The sequence below is a fragment of the Massilia luteola genome (assembly GCF_034420155.1).
In the GTDB taxonomy this organism is placed as follows: Bacteria; Pseudomonadota; Gammaproteobacteria; order Burkholderiales; family Burkholderiaceae_D; genus Telluria; species Telluria luteola.
In genome coordinates, this window is the sequence record NZ_JAXOFN010000011.1 from 135,247 (window position 1) to 154,305 (window position 19,059).

The 19,059-nt window shown below is 68.6% G+C and carries 19 protein-coding genes; 10 read left to right on the top strand and 9 right to left on the bottom strand.

What is annotated here, in order from left to right; genetic code table 11:
• Positions 1–31: 31 nt before the first annotated feature.
• The 7 genes from xapA to U9J41_RS13550 all read left to right on the top strand — a co-directional run bounded on the left by xapA (position 32) and on the right by U9J41_RS13550 (position 8,372).
• The gene (gene xapA, locus U9J41_RS13520) at positions 32–877 is read left to right on the top strand and encodes a xanthosine phosphorylase (RefSeq protein WP_322402717.1); all 846 of its coding nucleotides are present in this window, start codon (positions 32–34) and stop codon (positions 875–877) included.
• A gap of 107 nt (positions 878–984) precedes the next feature.
• Positions 985–2,178 carry a phosphopentomutase gene (locus tag U9J41_RS13525; protein ID WP_322402718.1) on the top strand — a complete coding sequence of 398 codons (1,194 nt, stop codon included), beginning with the start codon at positions 985–987 and terminating at the stop codon, positions 2,176–2,178.
• Positions 2,175–3,131 (top strand): deoxyribose-phosphate aldolase, encoded by a 957-nt coding sequence (gene deoC, locus U9J41_RS13530; RefSeq protein ID WP_322402719.1) that lies wholly within the window; start codon positions 2,175–2,177, stop codon positions 3,129–3,131. Before U9J41_RS13525 ends, deoC begins: the two co-directional genes overlap by 4 nt.
• A gap of 21 nt (positions 3,132–3,152) precedes the next feature.
• Complete coding sequence (locus U9J41_RS13535; RefSeq protein ID WP_425260419.1) at positions 3,153–5,543, top strand: aldehyde dehydrogenase family protein; 2,391 nt, start codon at positions 3,153–3,155, stop codon at positions 5,541–5,543.
• A 133-nt stretch (positions 5,544–5,676) separates the two neighbouring features.
• Entirely contained in the window at positions 5,677–6,999 is a 1,323-nt protein-coding gene (gene deoA / locus U9J41_RS13540; protein ID WP_322402720.1) for a thymidine phosphorylase, read from the top strand.
• A gap of 117 nt (positions 7,000–7,116) precedes the next feature.
• Positions 7,117–7,521: a cytidine deaminase gene (locus U9J41_RS13545; RefSeq protein ID WP_322402721.1), complete on the top strand. Its 405-nt coding sequence runs from the start codon at positions 7,117–7,119 to the stop codon at positions 7,519–7,521.
• Positions 7,522–7,637: 116 nt separating this feature from the next.
• A complete protein-coding gene (locus tag U9J41_RS13550) occupies positions 7,638–8,372 on the top strand; it encodes a DUF2076 domain-containing protein (RefSeq protein WP_322402722.1) in 735 nt (244 codons plus the stop codon).
• 179 nt (positions 8,373–8,551) lie between these two features.
• On the opposite strand, the gene U9J41_RS13555 is transcribed toward U9J41_RS13550, so the two are convergent.
• From U9J41_RS13555 to U9J41_RS13570, 4 genes are all read right to left on the bottom strand, one after another.
• A complete protein-coding gene (locus U9J41_RS13555) occupies positions 8,552–8,986 on the bottom strand; it encodes a VOC family protein (RefSeq protein ID WP_322402723.1) in 435 nt (144 codons plus the stop codon).
• A gap of 64 nt (positions 8,987–9,050) precedes the next feature.
• Positions 9,051–9,863 (bottom strand): LytR/AlgR family response regulator transcription factor, encoded by an 813-nt coding sequence (locus tag U9J41_RS13560; RefSeq protein ID WP_322402724.1) that lies wholly within the window; start codon positions 9,861–9,863, stop codon positions 9,051–9,053.
• Positions 9,860–10,750, bottom strand: coding sequence for a sensor histidine kinase (locus U9J41_RS13565; protein ID WP_056438667.1), 891 nt, complete (start codon positions 10,748–10,750; stop codon positions 9,860–9,862). The genes U9J41_RS13560 and U9J41_RS13565 overlap by 4 nt, the downstream gene beginning before the upstream one ends.
• Positions 10,751–10,763: 13 nt before the next feature.
• Positions 10,764–11,030: a hypothetical protein gene (locus tag U9J41_RS13570; protein ID WP_322402725.1), complete on the bottom strand. Its 267-nt coding sequence runs from the start codon at positions 11,028–11,030 to the stop codon at positions 10,764–10,766.
• Positions 11,031–11,234: 204 nt separating this feature from the next.
• On the opposite strand from U9J41_RS13570, the gene U9J41_RS13575 reads away from it, so the two are divergent.
• Together U9J41_RS13575 and U9J41_RS13580 are read left to right on the top strand one after the other, a co-directional pair.
• Entirely contained in the window at positions 11,235–11,927 is a 693-nt protein-coding gene (locus tag U9J41_RS13575) for a helix-turn-helix transcriptional regulator (RefSeq protein ID WP_322402726.1), read from the top strand.
• A gap of 60 nt (positions 11,928–11,987) precedes the next feature.
• A complete protein-coding gene (locus tag U9J41_RS13580) occupies positions 11,988–12,605 on the top strand; it encodes a glutathione S-transferase family protein (RefSeq protein WP_322402727.1) in 618 nt (205 codons plus the stop codon).
• 5 nt (positions 12,606–12,610) lie between these two features.
• On the opposite strand, the gene U9J41_RS13585 is transcribed toward U9J41_RS13580, so the two are convergent.
• Both U9J41_RS13585 and U9J41_RS13590 read right to left on the bottom strand, forming a co-directional pair.
• Positions 12,611–13,825 (bottom strand): MFS transporter, encoded by a 1,215-nt coding sequence (locus U9J41_RS13585; RefSeq protein WP_322402728.1) that lies wholly within the window; start codon positions 13,823–13,825, stop codon positions 12,611–12,613.
• 1 nt (position 13,826) lies between these two features.
• Positions 13,827–15,245 carry an amidase gene (locus U9J41_RS13590; protein ID WP_322402729.1) on the bottom strand — a complete coding sequence of 473 codons (1,419 nt, stop codon included), beginning with the start codon at positions 15,243–15,245 and terminating at the stop codon, positions 13,827–13,829.
• Positions 15,246–15,351: 106 nt separating this feature from the next.
• Here U9J41_RS13590 and gcvA point away from each other — a divergent pair, with 106 nt between their 5' ends.
• Positions 15,352–16,233 (top strand): transcriptional regulator GcvA, encoded by an 882-nt coding sequence (gene gcvA, locus U9J41_RS13595; protein WP_322402730.1) that lies wholly within the window; start codon positions 15,352–15,354, stop codon positions 16,231–16,233.
• A 5-nt stretch (positions 16,234–16,238) separates the two neighbouring features.
• Here the strand turns inward: gcvA and U9J41_RS13600 are convergent, their stop codons facing one another.
• Genes U9J41_RS13600 through U9J41_RS13610 form a run of 3 tightly spaced genes read right to left on the bottom strand, consistent with a single transcriptional unit; the run spans position 16,239 to position 18,897 of the window.
• Positions 16,239–16,790: a GNAT family N-acetyltransferase gene (locus U9J41_RS13600; RefSeq protein WP_322402731.1), complete on the bottom strand. Its 552-nt coding sequence runs from the start codon at positions 16,788–16,790 to the stop codon at positions 16,239–16,241.
• Positions 16,778–17,440 carry a TetR/AcrR family transcriptional regulator gene (locus tag U9J41_RS13605; RefSeq protein WP_322402732.1) on the bottom strand — a complete coding sequence of 221 codons (663 nt, stop codon included), beginning with the start codon at positions 17,438–17,440 and terminating at the stop codon, positions 16,778–16,780. The genes U9J41_RS13600 and U9J41_RS13605 overlap by 13 nt, the downstream gene beginning before the upstream one ends.
• Positions 17,437–18,897: an aminotransferase-like domain-containing protein gene (locus U9J41_RS13610; protein WP_322402733.1), complete on the bottom strand. Its 1,461-nt coding sequence runs from the start codon at positions 18,895–18,897 to the stop codon at positions 17,437–17,439. The genes U9J41_RS13605 and U9J41_RS13610 overlap by 4 nt, the downstream gene beginning before the upstream one ends.
• Between the last annotated feature and the right edge of the window lie 162 nt (positions 18,898–19,059).

Consider the following 19,059-nt stretch of genomic DNA (forward strand, 5'->3'; position numbering starts at 1 on the left):
CGCCGGCCCAATTCTCGATCAGAGCGCGACAATGACTACTCACTCCTTCAGCAACACTCCATTCGAAGCCGCCGACGTCATCCGCGCCCGCAAGCCGGGCTTCACGCCGCGCGTGGCCCTGATCCTCGGTTCCGGCCTCGGGGTGCTGGCCGAGCAGATGACGGATGCGGTCGCGATCAGCTATGCCGACCTGCCGGGCTTCCCGATCAGCACCGTGCACGGTCACGCGGGCGAGCTGGTATTGGGTACGCTGGCCGGCGTCCCGGTCGCGTGCATGAAGGGCCGCGGCCACTTCTACGAAGGGTATGGACCGGGCGTGATGACGTCGGCCGTGCGCACCTTCAAACTGATCGGCTGCGAACTGCTGTTCGTGACGAATGCCGCGGGCTCGCTGCGTGCCGAAGTGGACGCCGGCGGCGTCGTCGTGCTGACCGACCATATCAACCTGCTGCCGGGCAGCCCGATGGCCGGCCCGAACGACGAACGCTTCGGTCCGCGCTTCTTCAGCATGGCCAACGCGTACGACGCCGGCATGCGCGACCTGGTCAAGGCCACGGCGGCCGAGAAGAACATCACGCTGAACGAAGGCGTGTACCTCGCCTGCCCGGGCCCGAACTTCGAGACGGCCGCCGAAATCCGCGCGTTCAAGGCGCTGGGCGCGGACGTCGTCGGCATGTCCGTCGTGCCGGAAGTGATCGCGGCGCGCCACTGCGGCCTGAAGGTCGCGGGCATGTCCGCCATCACCAACCTGGCCGAGGGCCTGACCCCGTTCCCGCTGTCGCACGAGCAGACGCTGAAGTATGCTGCGGTTGCGGCCACGGACATGGTCGCGCTGATCCACGGCTTCATCGAACGACTGGGACAAACGGCTCAATAAACACGTCGTCCCCGCGAAGGCGGGGATCCAATTTTGCTTACGTTGTCGAGATGCGGGCAAACTTGGGCCCCCGCCTGCGCGGGGGCGACGGATAAAGGGATAACTTTATGTCACGCGCATTCATCCTCCTGCTGGACTCCTTCGGCCTCGGTGCCTTGCCCGATGCCGACAAATACGGCGACGCGGGCGCCAACACTTTCGGCCACATCGCGAAGTGGGCGCTCGACGCGGGCAAGCCGATGGCGCTGCCGAACCTCGAAGCGATCGGGCTCGGCGCCGCCGCGCACAAGGCGAGCGGCGCCTGGCCGGCCGGCTTCGACAAGCGCGACGGTTTCACCGGTGCGTGGAGCGTCGCGCGCGAGCGCTCGACGGGCAAGGACACGCAGAGCGGCCACTGGGAAATCGCCGGCGTGCCCGTGCTGTTCGACTGGGGCTACTTCCCGAAGACCGTCCCCACGTTCCCGCAAGCGCTGACCGATCAACTGGCCGCGATCACGAACGTGCCGGGCTGGCTGGGCAACTGCCACGCGTCCGGCACGACCATCATCACTGAACTGGGCGACGAACACGTCGCGACCGGCAAGCCGATCATCTACACGTCGGCCGACTCGGTGATGCAGATCGCCGCGCACGAAGAGCACTTCGGCCTGGAGCGCCTGTACGAGGTCTGCGAAGCCGCGTACGAACTGGTCAAGCCGTACAATATCGGCCGCGTGATCGCGCGTCCGTTCACGGGCGCGAACGGCAACTACAAGCGCACGAGCAACCGCCACGACTATGCCGTGCCGCCCGTCGCGCCGACCTTGCTCGACCACGTGAAGGATGCCGGCGGCGAAGTGATCGCGCTGGGCAAGATCAGCGACATCTTCGCAGGCCAGGGCGTCACGCAGCTCATCAAGGGCGCCGACAACATGGCGCTGTTCGACCGGTTGCTGGAAGTGGCCGATACCGCGCCCGATAAATCGCTCACGTTCGTGAACTTCGTCGACTTCGACATGCACTTCGGCCACCGCCGCGACGTCGCCGGTTATGCGAACGCGCTGCACGAGCTGGATGCGCGCCTGCCGGACTTCATCGGCAAGCTGAAAGAGGGCGACCTCGTCGTCATCACGGCGGACCACGGCTGCGACCCGACGTGGCCCGGCTCCGACCACACGCGCGAACACATTCCGATGCTGTTCTTCGGCCCGGCCGCGCCCGCGCGCGAGCTGCCCGTGTCCGACACGTTCGCCGACATCGGCGCCACGCTGGCGTACCACCTCGGCGTCCAACCCCTTGCCAACGGAACCGCTTTGCTATGAGCCCGAACCTGGATTTTCAACGTAACACGGCCATCGAGCTGGACCTGGGCTGGATCAACCACCTGAAGGTCAACCGCAACGCCGCCGACCGCCGCGCCGCCAGCCTGGCGAACCGCCGCACGGTCAAGAAGGAGTATCAGGCCGCGTGGCTGGTCCGCGCCATCGAGTGCATCGACCTGACCACGCTGTCGGGCGACGATACGCCGGGCCGCGTCGAGCGCCTGTGCCGCAAGGCCATGCGCCCGCTGCGCGCGGACCTGATGCAGGCGCTGGGCCTCGACAAGCTGACGACGGGCGCCGTGTGCGTGTACCACGAGATGATCCAGCCGGCCGCGCACGTGCTGCAGGGCCGGTTGCCGATCGCCGCGGTGTCGACCGCGTTCCCGGCCGGCCTGTCCAGCCTGGAAACGAAGCTCCGCGAGATCGAATTGTCCGTGGCCGCCGGCGCCACCGAGATCGACATCGTGATCACGCGCCAGCACGTCTTGACCGGGAACTGGCAGGCGCTGTACGACGAGATGCTCGCCTACCGCCGGGCGTGCGGCGAGGCGCACGTGAAGGCGATCCTCGCGACGGGCGATCTCGTCACCCTGGAAAACGTAGCAAAGGCGTCAATGGTCTGCATGATGGCAGGCGCCGATTTCATCAAGACATCGACCGGCAAGGAAGGTGTGAATGCGACCATTCCCGTGTCGCTGGTGATGGTACGCGCGATCCGCGAGTACTACGAACGCACCGGCTACAAGGTCGGCTACAAGCCGGCTGGGGGTGTGTCCTCCGCCAAGACGGCACTCCAATACCTGACCGTGATGAAGGAAGAGCTGGGCAACGAGTGGCTGCAGCCGCATTTGTTCCGCATCGGCGCATCGAGCCTGCTGACCGACATCGAGCGCCAGCTCGAACATTACGTCACCGGCAGCTATTCGGCGGCCCATCGCCACGCGCAACCTTGAACCGACAACGGATGATTCGCCATGCCCACAATTAAAGAGATTCTTCAGACCATGGATTACGGCCCCGCACCCGAGAGCACCAAGGAAGCGCAAGCGTGGCTGGAGTCGCGTGGCCGCCGTTTCGGCCTGTTCGTCGACGGCGCCTGGACGGATGCGGCCGACACGTTCGGTTCGTTCAACCCGGCCGACGGCAGCGAACTGGCGCAGGTGACGCAGGCGGCGCAGGCCGACATCGACCGCGCCGTCGACGCCGCGCGCCGCGCGCAGCCGGGCTGGGTCGCCATGGGTGGCCACGGCCGCGCGAAGGTGCTGTACGCGCTGGCGCGCCTGCTGCAGAAGCATGCGCGCCTGTTCGCCGTGCTCGAGACGCTGGACAACGGCAAGACGATCCGCGAGACGCGCGACGCCGACCTGCCGCTGGCCGCACGTCACTTTTATCACCACGCCGGCTGGGCCCAGCTGCAATCGGAAGAATTCGCGGACTACCGCGCCGTCGGCGTCGTCGGCCAGATCGTGCCGTGGAACTTCCCGCTCCTGATGCTGGCCTGGAAGATCGCACCGGCGCTCGCCGCCGGCAATACCGTCGTGTTCAAGCCGGCCGAGTTCACATCCTTGACCGCGCTGCTGTTCGCCGAGATCTGCCAGCAGGCCGGTGTGCCGGCCGGTGTCGTCAACATCGTCACGGGCGATGGCCGCGTGGGCGAGGCGATCGTCAACCATCCCGGCATCGACAAGCTCGCGTTCACCGGTTCGACGGAAGTCGGCCGCATCATCCGCAAGGCCACGGCCGGCACGGGTAAGAAGCTGTCGCTGGAACTGGGCGGCAAGTCGCCGTTCATCGTGTTCGACGACGCCGACCTGGATGCCGCCGTCGAAGGCCTCGTCGATTCGATCTGGTTCAACCAGGGCCAGGTCTGCTGCGCCGGGTCGCGCCTGCTCGTGCAGGAAACCGTCTACCCGCGCTTCATCGAGAAGGTCAAGGCGCGCATGCGCAATCTGCGCGTCGGCTCGCCGCTGGACAAATCGAACGACATCGGGGCGCTCGTCGACCCGGTGCAGCAGCAGCGCATCCACGGCCTCGTCGAATCCGCGCGCGCCGAAGGCTGCGAGATCTGGCAACCGGAAGCCGAGACGCCGCAAGCCGGCGCATGGTATCTGCCGACCCTGATCACGGGCGCGTCGACGTCCGCCGTCGTGGCGCAGACGGAGATCTTCGGCCCCGTGCTCGTCGCGTCGAGCTTCCGCACACCGGGCGAAGCCGTGCAGCTCGCGAACAATACCGTGTACGGCCTGGCCGCCTGCGTGTGGAGCGAGTCGATCAGCCTCGCGCTGGACGTCGCCCCGCAGATCAAGGCCGGCGTCGTGTGGATCAACACGGCGAACCAGTTCGATGCCGCGTGCGGCTTCGGCGGCTACAAGGAATCGGGTTTTGGCCGCGAGGGCGGCAAGGAAGGCATGGTCGAGTACCTGATGCCGCTGGCGGAAGATGCACGTCCCGCCGCGCCGGTGCTCGCCGCTCAGTTCAAGCAAACTGGGAAAGTGAAACCGGCCGCCGGCGACAGCCCGTTCGCCGTCGACCGCACCGCGAAGCTGTACATCGGCGGCAAGCAGGCGCGCCCGGACGGCGCGTACAGCCGCGCGATCGCGGGCGCGGACGGCGAGTTCCTGGCCGACGTGGGCGAAGGCAACCGCAAGGACATCCGCAACGCCGTGGAAGCGGCGCACAAGGCGTCCGGCTGGTCCAAGGCCACTGCGCACAACCGTGCCCAGGTGCTGTACTACATCGCCGAAAACCTGGCCGTGCGCGCCGACGAATTCGCCGCGCGCATCACCGCGCAGACGGGCGCCAAGGATGCCGCGCGCGAAGTGCAGGCATCGATCGAACGCCTGTTCTACTGGGCCGCATGGGCCGACAAATACGACGGCCTCGCGCACCAGCCGCCGATGCACGGCATCACCGTCGCGCTGAACGAACCGGTGGGCGTGATCGGCATCGTGTGCCCGAACGAGAACCCGCTGCTGGGCTTCATCTCGCTCGTCGCGCCGGCGCTGGCGCTGGGCAACCGCGTGATCGCGGTGCCGTCGGAAACGCATCCGCTGTCGAGCACGGACCTGTACCAGGTGCTCGATACGTCCGACCTGCCGGGCGGCGCGCTGAACATCGTCACGGGCAGCCACGACGAACTGGCGCGCACGCTGGCGTCGCACTTCGACGTGGATGCCGTGTGGCGCCACGACGGGTCGGCCGACGGTTGCGCGGAAGTGGAACGTCTGTCGGCGGAATCGCTGAAGCGCACGTGGACGGGCGGCGCGAAAGGACGCGACTGGTTCGATCCGAAGCAGGCATGTGGGCGCACGGTGCTGCAGCATGCGAGCCAGGTGAAGAACGTGTGGATTCCGTACGGCGTCTGAGGCGCGGAACACCAAAAACCCGTCGTTCCCGCGCAGGCGGGAACCCAAGTCGTCAGCGCTGTGCCGGCGTAAATTGGGTTCCCGCCGCCGCGGGAACGACGTTTTGAAGACAGCATTTGAATCGGGATAAACTATGTTCCTCCCCCAGGAAATCGTCCGCAAAAAGCGCGACGGCGGCACCCTGACCGCGGAAGAGATCCGCTTCTTCGTGCGCGGCATCCCCGATGGCAGCGTTACCGAAGGCCAGATCGCCGCGCTCGCGATGGCCGTCTACTTCAACGACATGACGATGGATGAGCGCGTCGCCTTCACGCTCGCGATGCGTGATTCCGGCCAGGTGATGGAGTGGAAGTCGCTGAACCTGCCCGGTCCCGTCGTCGACAAGCACTCGACGGGCGGCGTCGGCGACGTCGTCTCGCTGATGCTCGGCCCGATGGTCGCCGCGTGCGGCGGCTTCGTGCCGATGATTTCCGGCCGCGGCCTCGGCCACACGGGCGGCACGCTCGACAAATTCGATTCGATCCCCGGCTATTGCACCGTGCCGGATCCGGAACTGTTCCGCAAGATCGTCAGGGACGTGGGCGTCGCCATCATCGGCCAGACCGCGCAGCTGGCGCCGGCCGACAAGCGTTTCTACGGCATCCGCGACACGACGGCGACCGTGGAATCCGTCGCCATGATCACGGGCTCGATCCTGTCGAAGAAACTGGCGGCGGGCCTCGACGCGCTCGTCATGGACGTCAAGGCCGGCAGCGGCGCGTTCATGCCGACCTACGAAAAATCCGTCGAGCTGGCCGAATCCATCGTCCACGTCGGCAACGGTGCCGGCACGCGCACGTCCGCGATCCTCACCGGCATGAACGAGTCGCTGTGCCCGGCGGCCGGCAATGCCGTCGAGGTGCGCGTCGCGATCGACTACCTGACCGGTGCGTCGCGTCCCGCGCGGCTGCACGAGGTGACGATGGCGCTGTGCGCCGAGATGCTCGTCATTTCCGGCCTCGCCGCCGGCGACGTCGAAGCGCGCGCGAAGCTGCAGCACGCGCTCGATTCGGGCGAGGCGGCCGAGCGCTTCGCGCGCATGGTGGCCGCGCTGGGCGGCCCGGCCGACCTGATGGAGAATCCGGATGCGCACCTGGCGAAAGCGCCGATCGTCGTGCCCGTGCCGGCACCCGCATCCGGCTACGCGTACGCGACGGATTGCCGCGGCCTGGGCCTGGCCGTCGTCGGACTGGGCGGCGGCCGCATCCGGCCGCAGGACCCGATCGACTTCGCCGTCGGCCTGACCGACCTCGTCGAGCTGGGCACGCAGATCGACGCCGGCCAGCCGCTGGCGCTCGTGCACGCACGCACGCAGGACGCCGCCGAACGCGCCGTGCGCGAAGTGCAGGCGGCGTACCGCATCGCGGCCGAACGGCCGGCCGCGCAGCCGATGATCTACAAGACGATTCGGCCTTAAGACGACAACATCGACCGTCGCTCCCGCGGAGGCGGAAGCCTGATCTTGCTCGCGTTTGATAGTGCTGGCAAAACTTGGCTCCCCGCCTGCGCGGAGACGATGGTCTGGAGGATCCCGATGAAATACGAAAAGCTGATCGACGAAGCCCGCGCCGCGCGCGAACTGGCCTACACGCCTTACTCGCGCTTCAAGGTGGGCGCGGCGCTCGAAACCAGGGATGGCCACGTGTTCCGCGGCTGTAACGTCGAGAACGCGTCCTACGGCCTGTGCAACTGCGCCGAGCGTACGGCGTTCTTCTCTGCCATCGCCCACGGCTATGCGCCGGGCGACTTCGCGGCGCTGGCCGTGATCGGCGACACGGACGGCCCCATCGCCCCCTGCGGCGCCTGCCGCCAGGTGATCCTGGAACTGGGCGGCAACGACCTGCCCATCGTGCTCACGAACCTGAAGGGCGACGTGCTGGAAACCACGGCCGCCGCGCAGCTGCCGAACGCGTTCGGCGGCTGGGACCTGAAGCAGTGACCCGGGCGGGCGATTCAGCGCCCGTTAAGCCAACCGCGGCGGGATGCTGGCAAACTTGAATTCAGGGACACGCCCACAACATGTGGGCTATCCGGTCATTCAAAGGAGCAGACGTCATGAGCCCGCAAGATTCGCAGATGTTGAACGATTTCCTGAGCCAGCTGGTCCAGGCACATGGCATCCAGAAGGATCCTGAAGCGGATGCCCTGATCCAGCGCGCGGTCGCCCAGCAGCCGGACGCCGCCTATCTGCTGGTGCAGCGCGCCTTGCTGCTCGACCAGGCGCTGAAGAATGCCAAACAGCGCATCGCCGGCCTGGAAAGCCGGCTGGACCAGCAGCATTCCGGCCAGCAAGGTGGCGGCGAATTCCTCGACGCCAATTCCTGGGGCAATAGCGGCAGGACGCAACCGGCCCAGTCCTACCAGCGCGACACCCAGCAGCCTTATCAATCCCAGCCGCAATATCAACCGCAATATCAACCACAGTACCAGCCGGCGCCGTCGTCCGGCTTTTTGCGCGGCGGTTTCGGCGGCACCCTGGGCTCGATCGCGGCGACGGCGGCGGGCGTGGCGGCGGGCGGCTTCCTCTTCCAGGGCCTGGAAAACATGTTCAGCCACCACGTGCAGGGCGGCAACCGCCTGCTGAACAGCGACGATCCGGCCAACAGCCTGTTCAGCGACCAGTCCGGCAGTGCGCTGGCCGACCAGGCCGGGCTGGGCGACGTCGACCGGGTCCTGGACAATGGCGCGTCGTCGGAAGGGTTGTTCGACAGCAGCGTCGACAATGGCAGCCTGGATGGCGGGCAGGGATTCTTCGACGGGGATGGATCGGACGAAGGGTTGTTCAGCTGAGCTTGGTTGCCGGCACGGGCACTACGCCGCGCCCGCGCCGACCACGCCGCGCCCGCGCCGACCACGCCGCCCCCGCGCCAACTACGTCGCCCCCGCGCAGGCGGGGGCCCAAGTCCAGCGTATCGACTGCTTGAGAAAATTGGATTCCCGCCTGCGCGGGAACGACGCTGCTGACGGCGTCACGAACCCGACCTGAACAAATCCTCCGGCTTCCACGGATCATACGTGCCGACGTTCCACACATGGCCTTCCGGGTCGCGGCACATGAAGCCGCGGCTGCCGAATTCGGTGTCGGCCGGTTCCTGCAGGATGACGGCGCCGGCATTGCGCGCGCGCTCGCACACGCGGTCGGCGTCGTTCACCTGCAGGTAGACGGTCTGCGTCTGGCGGCCCTTGATCTCGTCCGGCTGCACGAGCACCTTGCCGTAGTCGCCTTCCTCGCTGACCGAGCCCAGCATGATCATGCCGTCGCCGAGCGTCAGCTGCGCGTGGGCGATGGCGCCGTCGATGCCGGGGACGGCGACCTGGCAGGCGAAGCCGAAGACTTCGCACAGCCAGTCGATGGCGGCCGGGGTGTCGCGGTAGCGCAGGCAGGGAATGGCGAGCGAGGGCATGGCGGGCTCCTGTCGTGTCGACGAGCCTCCATGCTAGCAGCAGAAGACGAGAAAATGCGCCGATTCACATCTGCTGGAACAGATAGCTGTGATTGCGGCTGACTTCCAGCTCGCCCGGATAGCCGCGCACCTTCAGCATCTGGCGCCCGCGCAGGTCGCGCTTGACCTCGGCGATGGCGTCCACGCGCACGAGCGTGGAGCGGTGGATGCGCCAGAACTCGTCCGGGTCGAGCTCGTCCAGCAATTCCTTCAGCGTCTTGCGAATCAGAAATTCGGCACCGGCCGTCTGCACCCGCGTGTATTTTTCGTCGGACTGGAAGAACAGCACCTCGCGCGTGCTCACCATGCGCAGGCTGGCACCGACCTGGGCCTGGATCCAGCGCAGGTAGGCCGGCTTCTCCGGCTTGCCCTTGTTTTCCAGCAGCGTGGTCAGCTTGGCCAGTTGCTGGCCGATGTCTTGCGGCGGCGCCGCGTCGACGCCGTTTTCGGTCCTTGCGCGCGCGCGCAGGCGCGCCTGCAGGCGCGCGCACGTGGTCGCGAGCCGCTCGGCCGACACGGGTTTCAGGAGGTAGTCGAGCGCGCCCTGTTCGAACGCGTCCAGCGCGTACTGGTCGTAGGCCGTGGCGAACACGATGTGCGAACGCTCGTACAGGCGGCGCGCCGCCTCGATGCCGGACAGGCCCGGCATGCGGATGTCGAGGAAGGCGATGTCGGGCCGGTGCCGTTCGCCCAGCTCGACGGCTTCCACGCCGTTCGCCGCCTCGGCCACGATCTGCAATCCCGGCCACGCGACCGCGAGCCGCGCGCGCAGCAGGTCGCGCATCGGCGCCTCGTCGTCGGCGATCAGCGCGGTGACGGGGCGTTCTTCAGGCTTCATGCGTCCTCCATCATCTTGTAGGGGAGCCGGATCGTGGCGCAGGCGCCGCCGCCCGGCGGGGTCATGATGTCCAGTGCGGCATCCGCGCCGTACAGCAGTTGCAGGCGCTCGCGGATGTTGGCGAGGCCGACGCCGTCGTCCGCGTGCGGATCGATGCCGACGCCATCGTCGCACACTTCCACGTGCAGGTCTGCCCCCACGACATGCGCGCGCACGGCGACGGTGCCGCCTTCGATCTTGGGTTCCAGTCCGTGCTTGATGGCGTTCTCGATCAGCGTTTGCAGCATCATCGGCGGGAACGGTGCGCTGCCGAGGAAGTCGGGCACGTCGAAGCGCACCTGCAGGCGCTCCTTCATCCGCGCCTGCATGATGGCCAGGTAGGCCCGCGACAGCTCGACCTGCTTGCCGAGCGTGGCGCCGCCGCGCTGGCGCATCTGCGGCAAGGTCGAGCGCAGGTAGTCGATCAGGTGGGCGTGCACGCGCGCCGCTTCCTGCGGGTCGGTCTCGATCAGCTGGCCGATCAGGGCCAGCGTGTTGAACAGGAAGTGCGGTTCGACCTGCGCCTGCAGCGCGGCCATCTGCGCTTCCATCAGGCGGCGTTCCAGCGTCGCCACGTTGGCCTGCGCCGTCGCCTCGCGCGCCGTCAGCTCGGCCTTGCGCTTGCCGCCCGCCAGCACCTTGACGGCGATCGAGATGAAGAGGTACCAGCCGCCCAGCTCGGGCGCGTTGATCATCCCGCAGAAGATCAGCACGAAGAACCACGTGAGGAACAGCTGGCGCCACTCGACGACGGCGAGCCAGTCGAAAAAGCGCCACCACAGCTTGCTGGCTTCGTTGAAGGCGTCGCGCACGAAGTCGAGTACGCGGTTGATGTCGCTGGCGCGCATGCCGTTCCCCTGCTTATTGCTTGCCGTAGGGTTCGCGCTGCGTGCGGCGGTGGTCGACGGCGAACGCCCCGATGACCACCTTGAGGCCCATGAACAGGACGAACAGGAACAGCGCCAGCGGCAGGATGCTGATCACGAAGGCGAGGGCGATGCAGCAGGCCAGCATCGCGGGCCATGGCATGGCGGCGATGGTGCGGGCGCCGCGGCGGCACGCGCGGACGATGTCGTGGGCGATGTCTTCCATCGTGGCGGCGAATTCGCGGAAAGCGGTCTTGTTCATGATGACTCCAGTGACGTGACGTGTTGCGATGGAGTCACTCTACATCCGTGGCGACCGGGTGGCCACAGCGTGTCGACGAACTGCCGAAAATGCAGGATGACTGGTCGTGCGGCCGGATGGGCGGGGCGTCTGGACCGGGCGGCGCCGGCGTACTATGATGCCGTTTATGAAATATCGAAGCTCCCACCGGGCGCGCCGGACACCATGAGCCGCGCCGGACGCCTGTTCCAACTGATGGACGCCTTGCGCGGCCACCGCCGCCCGGTGACGGCCAGCGCCCTGGCCGAGCGCCTCGGCGTGTCCGAGCGCACCATCTACCGCGACATCCAGACCCTCGGTCAGCTGGGCGCGCCGGTCGACGGTTCGGCGGGCGTCGGCTACGTGCTGCGCACCGGCTTCTTCCTGCCGCCGCTGATGTTCGACGCCGACGAACTGGAAGCCCTCGTGCTGGGCGCGCGCTGGGTGCGCCAGCAGGGCGACCCGGCGCTGTCCGCGGCGGCCGAACGCACGCTGGCCAAGATCGCCACCGCCACGCCGCGCGACCTGCGCGACCACATGGCCGAGACGAGCCTGTGGGTGCCGGCGTTTCCGGCCGCGGCGCCGGTCGAGGCGTTCATCCAGCCCACGCGCGAGGCGATCCGGCGCCAGTGCAAGCTGCGCATCGCCTATCGCGACGAGCGCGATACGGCGACGGAGCGCATCGTGTGGCCGTTCGCGCTCGCCTTCTTCGAGGGCAAGCGGGTCATGGCCGCGTGGTGCGAGCTGCGCGACGCGATCCGCCACTTCCGCGTCGACCGCATCGTGCGCGCCGAAGCGAGCACGGAACGCTATCCGTCGCCGCGCCATCAGCTGCTGCGGCGCTGGCGGCAGGAGTACGACATCCCGGAATACTCCTGACAGAATCTGTCATGGCCGGGCCTTAATATCGTTGCATCCACCCACCCACGGAGACGACCCATGCAGCTCTACTACAACCACTACTCGTCCAATACCCGCCGCGTGCTGCTGGCGGCCGACCATCTCGGCATCGCGTTCGATCTCATCGAGATCAACCTGGCCAGCCAGGACGACCGGCGCCGCCTCGCGGAAGTCAATGCCAACAGCAAGCTCCCGGTGCTGATCGACGGCGACTTCATCCTGTGGGAATCGTGCGCGATCATGCAATACCTGGCCGACGGCACGCCGGGCCAGACCGTGTGGCCGCAGGCGCGCCAAGCGCGCGCGGACGCCAGCCGCTGGATGTTCTGGGCGTGCCAGCATTTCGCCCCGGCCATCGGCGTGCTCACGTGGGAACACATCTGGAAGAAATTCGTCACGGGCCTCGAGGCCGACGCGAACGAGGTGGCGCGCGGCGAATCCGAGCTGGCCGATACGGCCCGCGTGCTCGACGCGCACCTGGCCACGCGCCGCTGGCTCGTCGGCGACGCCGTGACGCTGGCCGACTTCGCCGTCGTGGCGCCGCTCATGTACAAGGACAAGGCGCGGCTGCCGCTGGACGACTATCCGCACCTGCTGGCCTGGTTCGGGCGCGTGCGCGAGCTGCCGGCGTGGCGCAACACCGAGCACGCCTGGTAATCGCGTCAGCCGGGCCTGGCCTGCCGGCCCGCCAGCGCGGCGATCCCCGCCGCGACGACGTTGAACGCCGCGCTGGCCAGGATCGGCACGGTGTAGCTGCGGCTCGCGTCGAACAGGTAGCCGGCCGCGGTGGGGCCGACGAGCGTACCCACCGCGACGCTGGTGTACAGGACGCCGATGATGCTGCCGACCTGGCGGCTGCCGAACAAGTCCGTCACCACGGGCGGCATGATGGCGACCCAGCCGCCGTAGAACAGGCCGAACAGCAGCGCGAACGCGGCCAGCGCCAGGAAGCCTGTCGCCGCGGCCCATATCGCCAGCGCCGCGGCCATGCCGCCGAACATCGCCAGCAGGAAGGCCTGGCGCCCGATCCGGTCCGCGAGCCCGCCGAGGAAGAACCGGCCCAGCGTGCTGCCGACGCCGATCGCCCCCAGCAGGTACGCGGCGTCCTTGCGGCCGATCCCGTGGTCCAGCGCATACGGCACCAGATGGACGAATGGCACGAACACGCCGAACGAGCAGACCAGGCAGGCCGCATACAGCAAGGCGAACTGCCGTGACCTGACCGCGTCGCGCAGCGGCATGCCGCCACCGTCGCCGGCCATCGTGCCGGCGGCCATGGATGCGCCGTCCGGTAAGGTGCCCCTGTCCGCCGGATCGTTTGCGATGAACCGGGCCATGCCGATGCCGACGACCGCCGCGCCGCACCCGAGCGCCACGTAGGCGGTCCGCCATCCCAGCGCGTCGATCAGCGCCGTCGCGAGCGGCGGCATGACCAGCGTGCCGACGCCGATGCCGCTGACCGCCAGGCCCGACGCGAAGCCGCGGCGCTTGACGAACCAGCGCTGCACCGCGCCGAGCGCGGGAACGTAGGCGCAGCCGATGCCCAGGCCGACGCCGAGGCCGTAGGCGGCATACACCGTCGCGAGGCTGTGCGCCACGCCGGCCAGCGCCAGGCCGGCGCCCACCAGCAGCATGCCGAGCATGGCCAGGCGTTGCGCGCCCCAGCGGTCCGCGAGCGGGCCGCTGACGACGCCGAGCGAAAAATACAGGAATCCCGCCAGCGAAAACACGATCGAGACAGACCCGCGCGACGCCTGGAAATCGTGCTGCAGGGCGGGCACGAATGCGCTGAACGTGTACGCGCAGCCGAAGCCGACGAAACACACCGCGAACGCCGCCGCGACGACGATCCAGCCGTAGAAGAGGCGCGGCCCCATGCTACATCTCCGGATGGCGCCGGTGCCACGCCGTCCGCGCCTGGAACGCGGCGCCGGCCCGCACGAGCGCATCCTCGCGCCAGCGGGGCGCCACCAGTTGCATACCGACCGGCATGCCGTGCGCCGTGAAGCCGCCCGGCAGGGTGAGCGTCGGGTGGCCGGACATGTTGAACGGGCAGGTGTAGCGCTGCAGCCGGGCGACGAGGTCCGGCTGCGCGCCCAGCGTCCGGATCTGCGCGAGCGTGAGCGGCGCGAACGGCTGCACCGGCGTGAGCAGGACGTCGACCGTTGCCATCACGCGATCGACCCGGCCGCGGAACGCCGCGCGCCGCAGCAGGATGGCCTGGTACCCGGTGCCCGACAGCGCCTGGCCCGCCTCGATGACGGCGGCGAGGACGGCGCCGTAATCGTCCCGCATGGCGCGGTAGCGGGCCTCGTGCGCCACGGCCGCCTCCACGGCGCAGGCCGGCACCCAGTCGGCGATGGCCTGTGCCACGGCGGGGAACCGGACCTCGACGATCTCCGCGTCCAGCGCCGCGAATGTCGCGAGGGCGTCGGCGAGGACCTGGCGCGTGCCGGCGTCCACGTCGTCGCGATTCCACGCCGGGTCGACGCCGATGCGCACCCCCGCGAGGCCGGCACGGGCCGCGGCACCGGCTGCGGCGGCGAAGTCCGGGGCCGGGGCCGGCGACGCGGTCGGGTCGTCCGGATCGGCGCCCGCGATGGCGCCGAGCAGGATGCCCGCATCGACGGCGCTGCGCGCCATCGTCCCGACATGGTCCAGCGACGCCGCCAGTTCGGCCGCACCATGGCGGCTCACGCGTCCCCACGTCGGTTTCAGGCCGGTCAGGCCGTTGGCGGCGGATGGCCAGCGGATCGAGCCGCCGGTGTCCGAGGCCAGCGAACCATACGCCATGCCCGCCGCGACGGCGACGCCGGAACCGCTCGACGAGATGCCCGGCCAATGGTCCGCCCGCCACGGATTGCGCGGCGGGACGACGCGCGGATGGTGGTCGGAATACGCGCCTTCGGTGAGCTCGGGTTTGCCGATGAGGACCGCACCCGCGTCTTTCAGGCGCCGCACGACCGTCGCGTCGCGGGCGGCCGGGGGCTGGCTGCGCAGCCGCATGCCGGCGCGCGTCGGCCAGCCTTCGACGTCGAACAGGTCCTTCACCGCGACCGGCACGCCGTGCAGGGACCCGCGCCATCCGCCCGCCGCGATTTCCCGGTCGGCCGCGGCGGCCTGTGCGAGCGCGGCGTCGGCCATCACCACGGCGTACGCATGCAGCTCGCCGTCCAGCGCCGCGATCCGGTCGAGCAGCGCCTGCGTCACGTCCCGGGACGATACGATGCCGGTCCAGATCATGCCCGCGAGCTCGCCGATGTCGAGGTAGTGCAGGGGGCGTGCGGGTTCGGTCATGTGTTCTCCTGTCGGATAATGATATAGTTTTACTTCACTCACTTTATCCGCCGCCAGCGCCATGAACAACCGAGTTTTCCTGCCCGGTTTAATTTAGGATTTCTAAATGATGCGTGACCCTGTCCCGCCCTTGAAGTCGCTGCGCGCGTTCGAAGCCGCGGCGCGGCACCTGTCGGTGAAAGCGGCGGCCGAGGAGTTGTGCGTGACCCCGGGCGCGGTGAGCCAGCTGGTGCGCCAACTGGAGTCGCACCTGGGCGTGCGGCTGTTCGAGCGGGTCAACCGGGGGATCTTGCTGACCCCCGCGGGCCGCGACTACCTGCCGCCCGTCCGCAACGCCTTCAGGCAGATTGCGCAGGCCACGCAGCGCCTGGTCGAGTCGGTGGATGCCGGCACGCTGACGTTGAGCGTCACGCCGTTCTTTGCGTCCGCGTGGCTGATGCCGCGCCTGCAGCGGTTCCGCGACCTGCATCCGGGCATCGACCTGCACATCGTGACCAGCACCGCGCTTGCCGATTTTTCACGCGACGGCGTGGATGCCGCCGTCCGGCACGGTGCCGGACGCTACCCGGGCTTGCGCAGCTATCGCGTGGCATCCGTCGAGATCGTGCCGGTGGCCGCGCCGTCCCTCGTCGAACGCCACGGCCTGCCCGCGGCACCCGCGGCGTTGACGCGCTGGCCGCATGTCCACGACGCCGAACGCAAGGGGTGGAGCCTGTGGTTCCAGGCGAACGGGGTGGACGACGTCGGGCTGCCGCGCGGCCCGTCGTTCGACGATTCCAGCCTGCTGCTCGGCGCCGTGCTGGCCGGGCAGGGTGCCGGCCTGCTGCCGGCCGCCATGGTGGCGCACGAGGTGGGCGCAGGGCGCCTGGTCAGGCTGGCGCAGCCGGCGCACATGGAGACGTTCGCCTACTACCTGGTCTATCCGGAGGCGCGCCAGGACAACCCGAAGGTGGCCGCCTTGCGCGACTGGATCTTGTCGGTGGAATAGCGGGATCACCCGTTCCAGTGCCGGCGCAGCAGGCCGTAATACACCGTGTCGGCCGGCTCGCCCTGCACGATCCACCGTTCCGGCATGAAGCCTTCCTTGCGGAACCCGAGCTTTTCCAGCACCCGCGCCGACGCGGCGTTGCGCGGGTCGACGTCGGCCTCGATGCGGTTCAGGTCGAGCGCCGTGAAGCCATGGTCCAGCAGCGCGCGCAGCGCCTCGCTGACGTAGCCGCCGCCCCAGTGGGCGCGGGCCAGCGCGTAGCCCAGTTCGCAGCGCCGGCTGCCGTCCACGAAGCGGTGCAGGCTCACGCTGCCAATCAGTTCTCCCGTGTCGATCCGCTCGACGCCGAGCCGCATGCCGCTGCCGTCCGCGTAGGCGGCCTGCGCGACGACGATGTGCTCGCGCGCCTGGTCCGGCGACGTCCACGGGCCGCTGCTCCAGTAGCGCGTCACGTCGGGGTCGGAAAACACGGCATAGTGCGCGTCGACGTCGCGTTCATCCATCCAGCGCAGCTTCAGGCGCGGCGTGCGCAGTTCGACGGGGTTCAAGGTGGGCATCGGTTCTCCTGGAGGCCGACGGCGGCGAGCACCATGCCCGTGATCAGGCGCTCGCCGTCGTCGAAGTCGCCGGGTTGCAGCTGCTCGCGGTCGAGCACGAGCGTCATCTGGGCGGCGAAATCGGCGTACGACTGCGTCATGGCCCAGACGGCGAACAGCAGGTGGGTGGCGTTGACGGGCGCGATTTTTCCTTCCGCGATCCAGCGTTCGAACACGGCGATGTCGGCGCGCAGCAGCGGGATCACGCGGCTGCGGATCTGGTCGGCGTACAGCTTGGCGCCGCCGATCACCTCCATCGCATACACGCGCGATGCGAGCGGCTGCTCGCGCGAGAATTGCAGCTTCGCGCGCACGTAGGCGCGCAGGACGTCGCCCGGGTCCCCGGCCGGATCGGCCAGGCTGGCCATGCGCGCGAGCCAGTCGTCCAGCACGTTGTCGAGCACGCGCTGGTACAGGGCCTGCTTGGTCGTGAAGTAGTACATCAGGTTCTGCTTGGACAGGCCCGCGCGCTCGGCGACGGTCGCGATCGACGTGCCTTCGTAGCCGCATTCGGCGAACAGGCGCACGGCCTCGCCCAGGATCGTGGTTTCGACCTTGTCGCGGTGTGTGACGCGGCGCTTGACGGTGGCGGTGCTCATGGTGGTGCTCATGGCGGATCTCCTCGGATCGAACGCAGGAAGTCGAGCAGGGCGGGCTCGAAGGCATAGGCGACGTTGAAGCGGAACCAAGCGGTGGCGGGCGGCTGCAGCGCAAAGAACTCGCCCGGTGCCAGCAGGATGCCGGCGCGCAGCGCGCGTTCGGCGATGGCGCGGCCGCTGCGGTGCGCGTCCGGCCCGGGTTGCGTCCACCCTGCGCTGACGAACATGCCGCCGCGCGGCCTGGCCAGCGGCACGAGGCCGGCGTCGCCGAGGCGTTCCAGCGCCCGTTCGCGCGCGCCGTCGAGCTGCAGCACGAGGCGCTCGACCTGCTTGCGGTAGGCGCGGCTGCTGACGGCGTCGTACACGGCGCGCTCGTTCACTTCGGACGTCGTGAGCCCCGTGATCATCTTGACGCGCACCAGTTCCGGCAGCAGCGATGCGGACGCGCAGATCGACCCCACGCGCAGCACCGGCGACAGCGTCTTGGAAAAGCTGCCGATGCGGATCACGCGGCGCAGCCCGTCCATCGCGGCCAGCGACGATTCGCCGCGCGCGGCCAGTTCGCGGTAGATGTCGTCCTCGACGAGCCAGAAATCGAATTGCTCGGACAGCGCCAGCAGCCGGTGCGCCTGCGCCTGCGACAGCGACGTGCCCAGGGGATTCTGCAGCACCGTGTTGACGAACATGAGCTTGGGCTGGCGCGCCTGCGCCTCGCGCGCGAGGACCTCCATGTCCAGGCCGTGCGCGCCGCGCGGGATACCGACGGGCACGCAGCCGTGGTGGCGCACCAGCGCGAGCAAATTGCCGTAGCCGGGATCTTCGACGAACACGACGTCGCCCGGCCGGGTGAGGGTGCGCAGCACGAGGTCGAACGCGTGGGTGGCGCCGTGCGTCAGCAGGATCTGCTCGGGCTCCACGGCGCACAGCTCGTCCGACAACGTGGCCGCGAGATGCTGGCGCAGGCTGGGAAAGCCGAGCGGGTGGCCGTAGCCGCGCAGGCGGCCGGCCGGGATCTTCATCGCGTGGCGCACGGCGTCGAGGATCGTCGATTCGCCATACCACTCGGGCGGCAGCCAGCCGGCGCCGACGGGCAGCGCGTCCGACTGGCCGGAATACAGGTCGGGCGTGAGCGTGTCGACGACGCTCGCCGACGCGGGCAGGCAGGCCTGTTGCGCGGGCGCGTCCGCGCCGCGCGCGACAAAGAAGCCGGACCCGCGCCGCGATGAGAGCAGGCCCAGGTGCAGCAGGCGGTCGTAGGATTCGACGACCGTGAAGGTGCTGACGCCGTTCACTTTTGCGAATTGTCGAACCGACGGCATCTTGGTCCCGGCGGGCAGCGTGCGCCGATTTACCATCTCGGCGATGGCCGCGACGATCTGGTCGACCAGGCTGCCGCGGCGCTGGCGGTCGATCGCCAGCACGGGCCAACCGGGCCTGTCATCGCTGCCGTTCTTTTCCATTGCTTCCATCGCCACTCCATCGCGCTACACTCAAAACTGTGCAGGTTATGCTACCAGTACGGTTGGCCGTATTTGCAGATTGTGTATATGTGCCACAGTTGTCCTGCTGTCTATTATTGCATCATTGTTTTTGCCAGTTGGTAAATTTTTGCGCGCATGCTTGCACGGCAA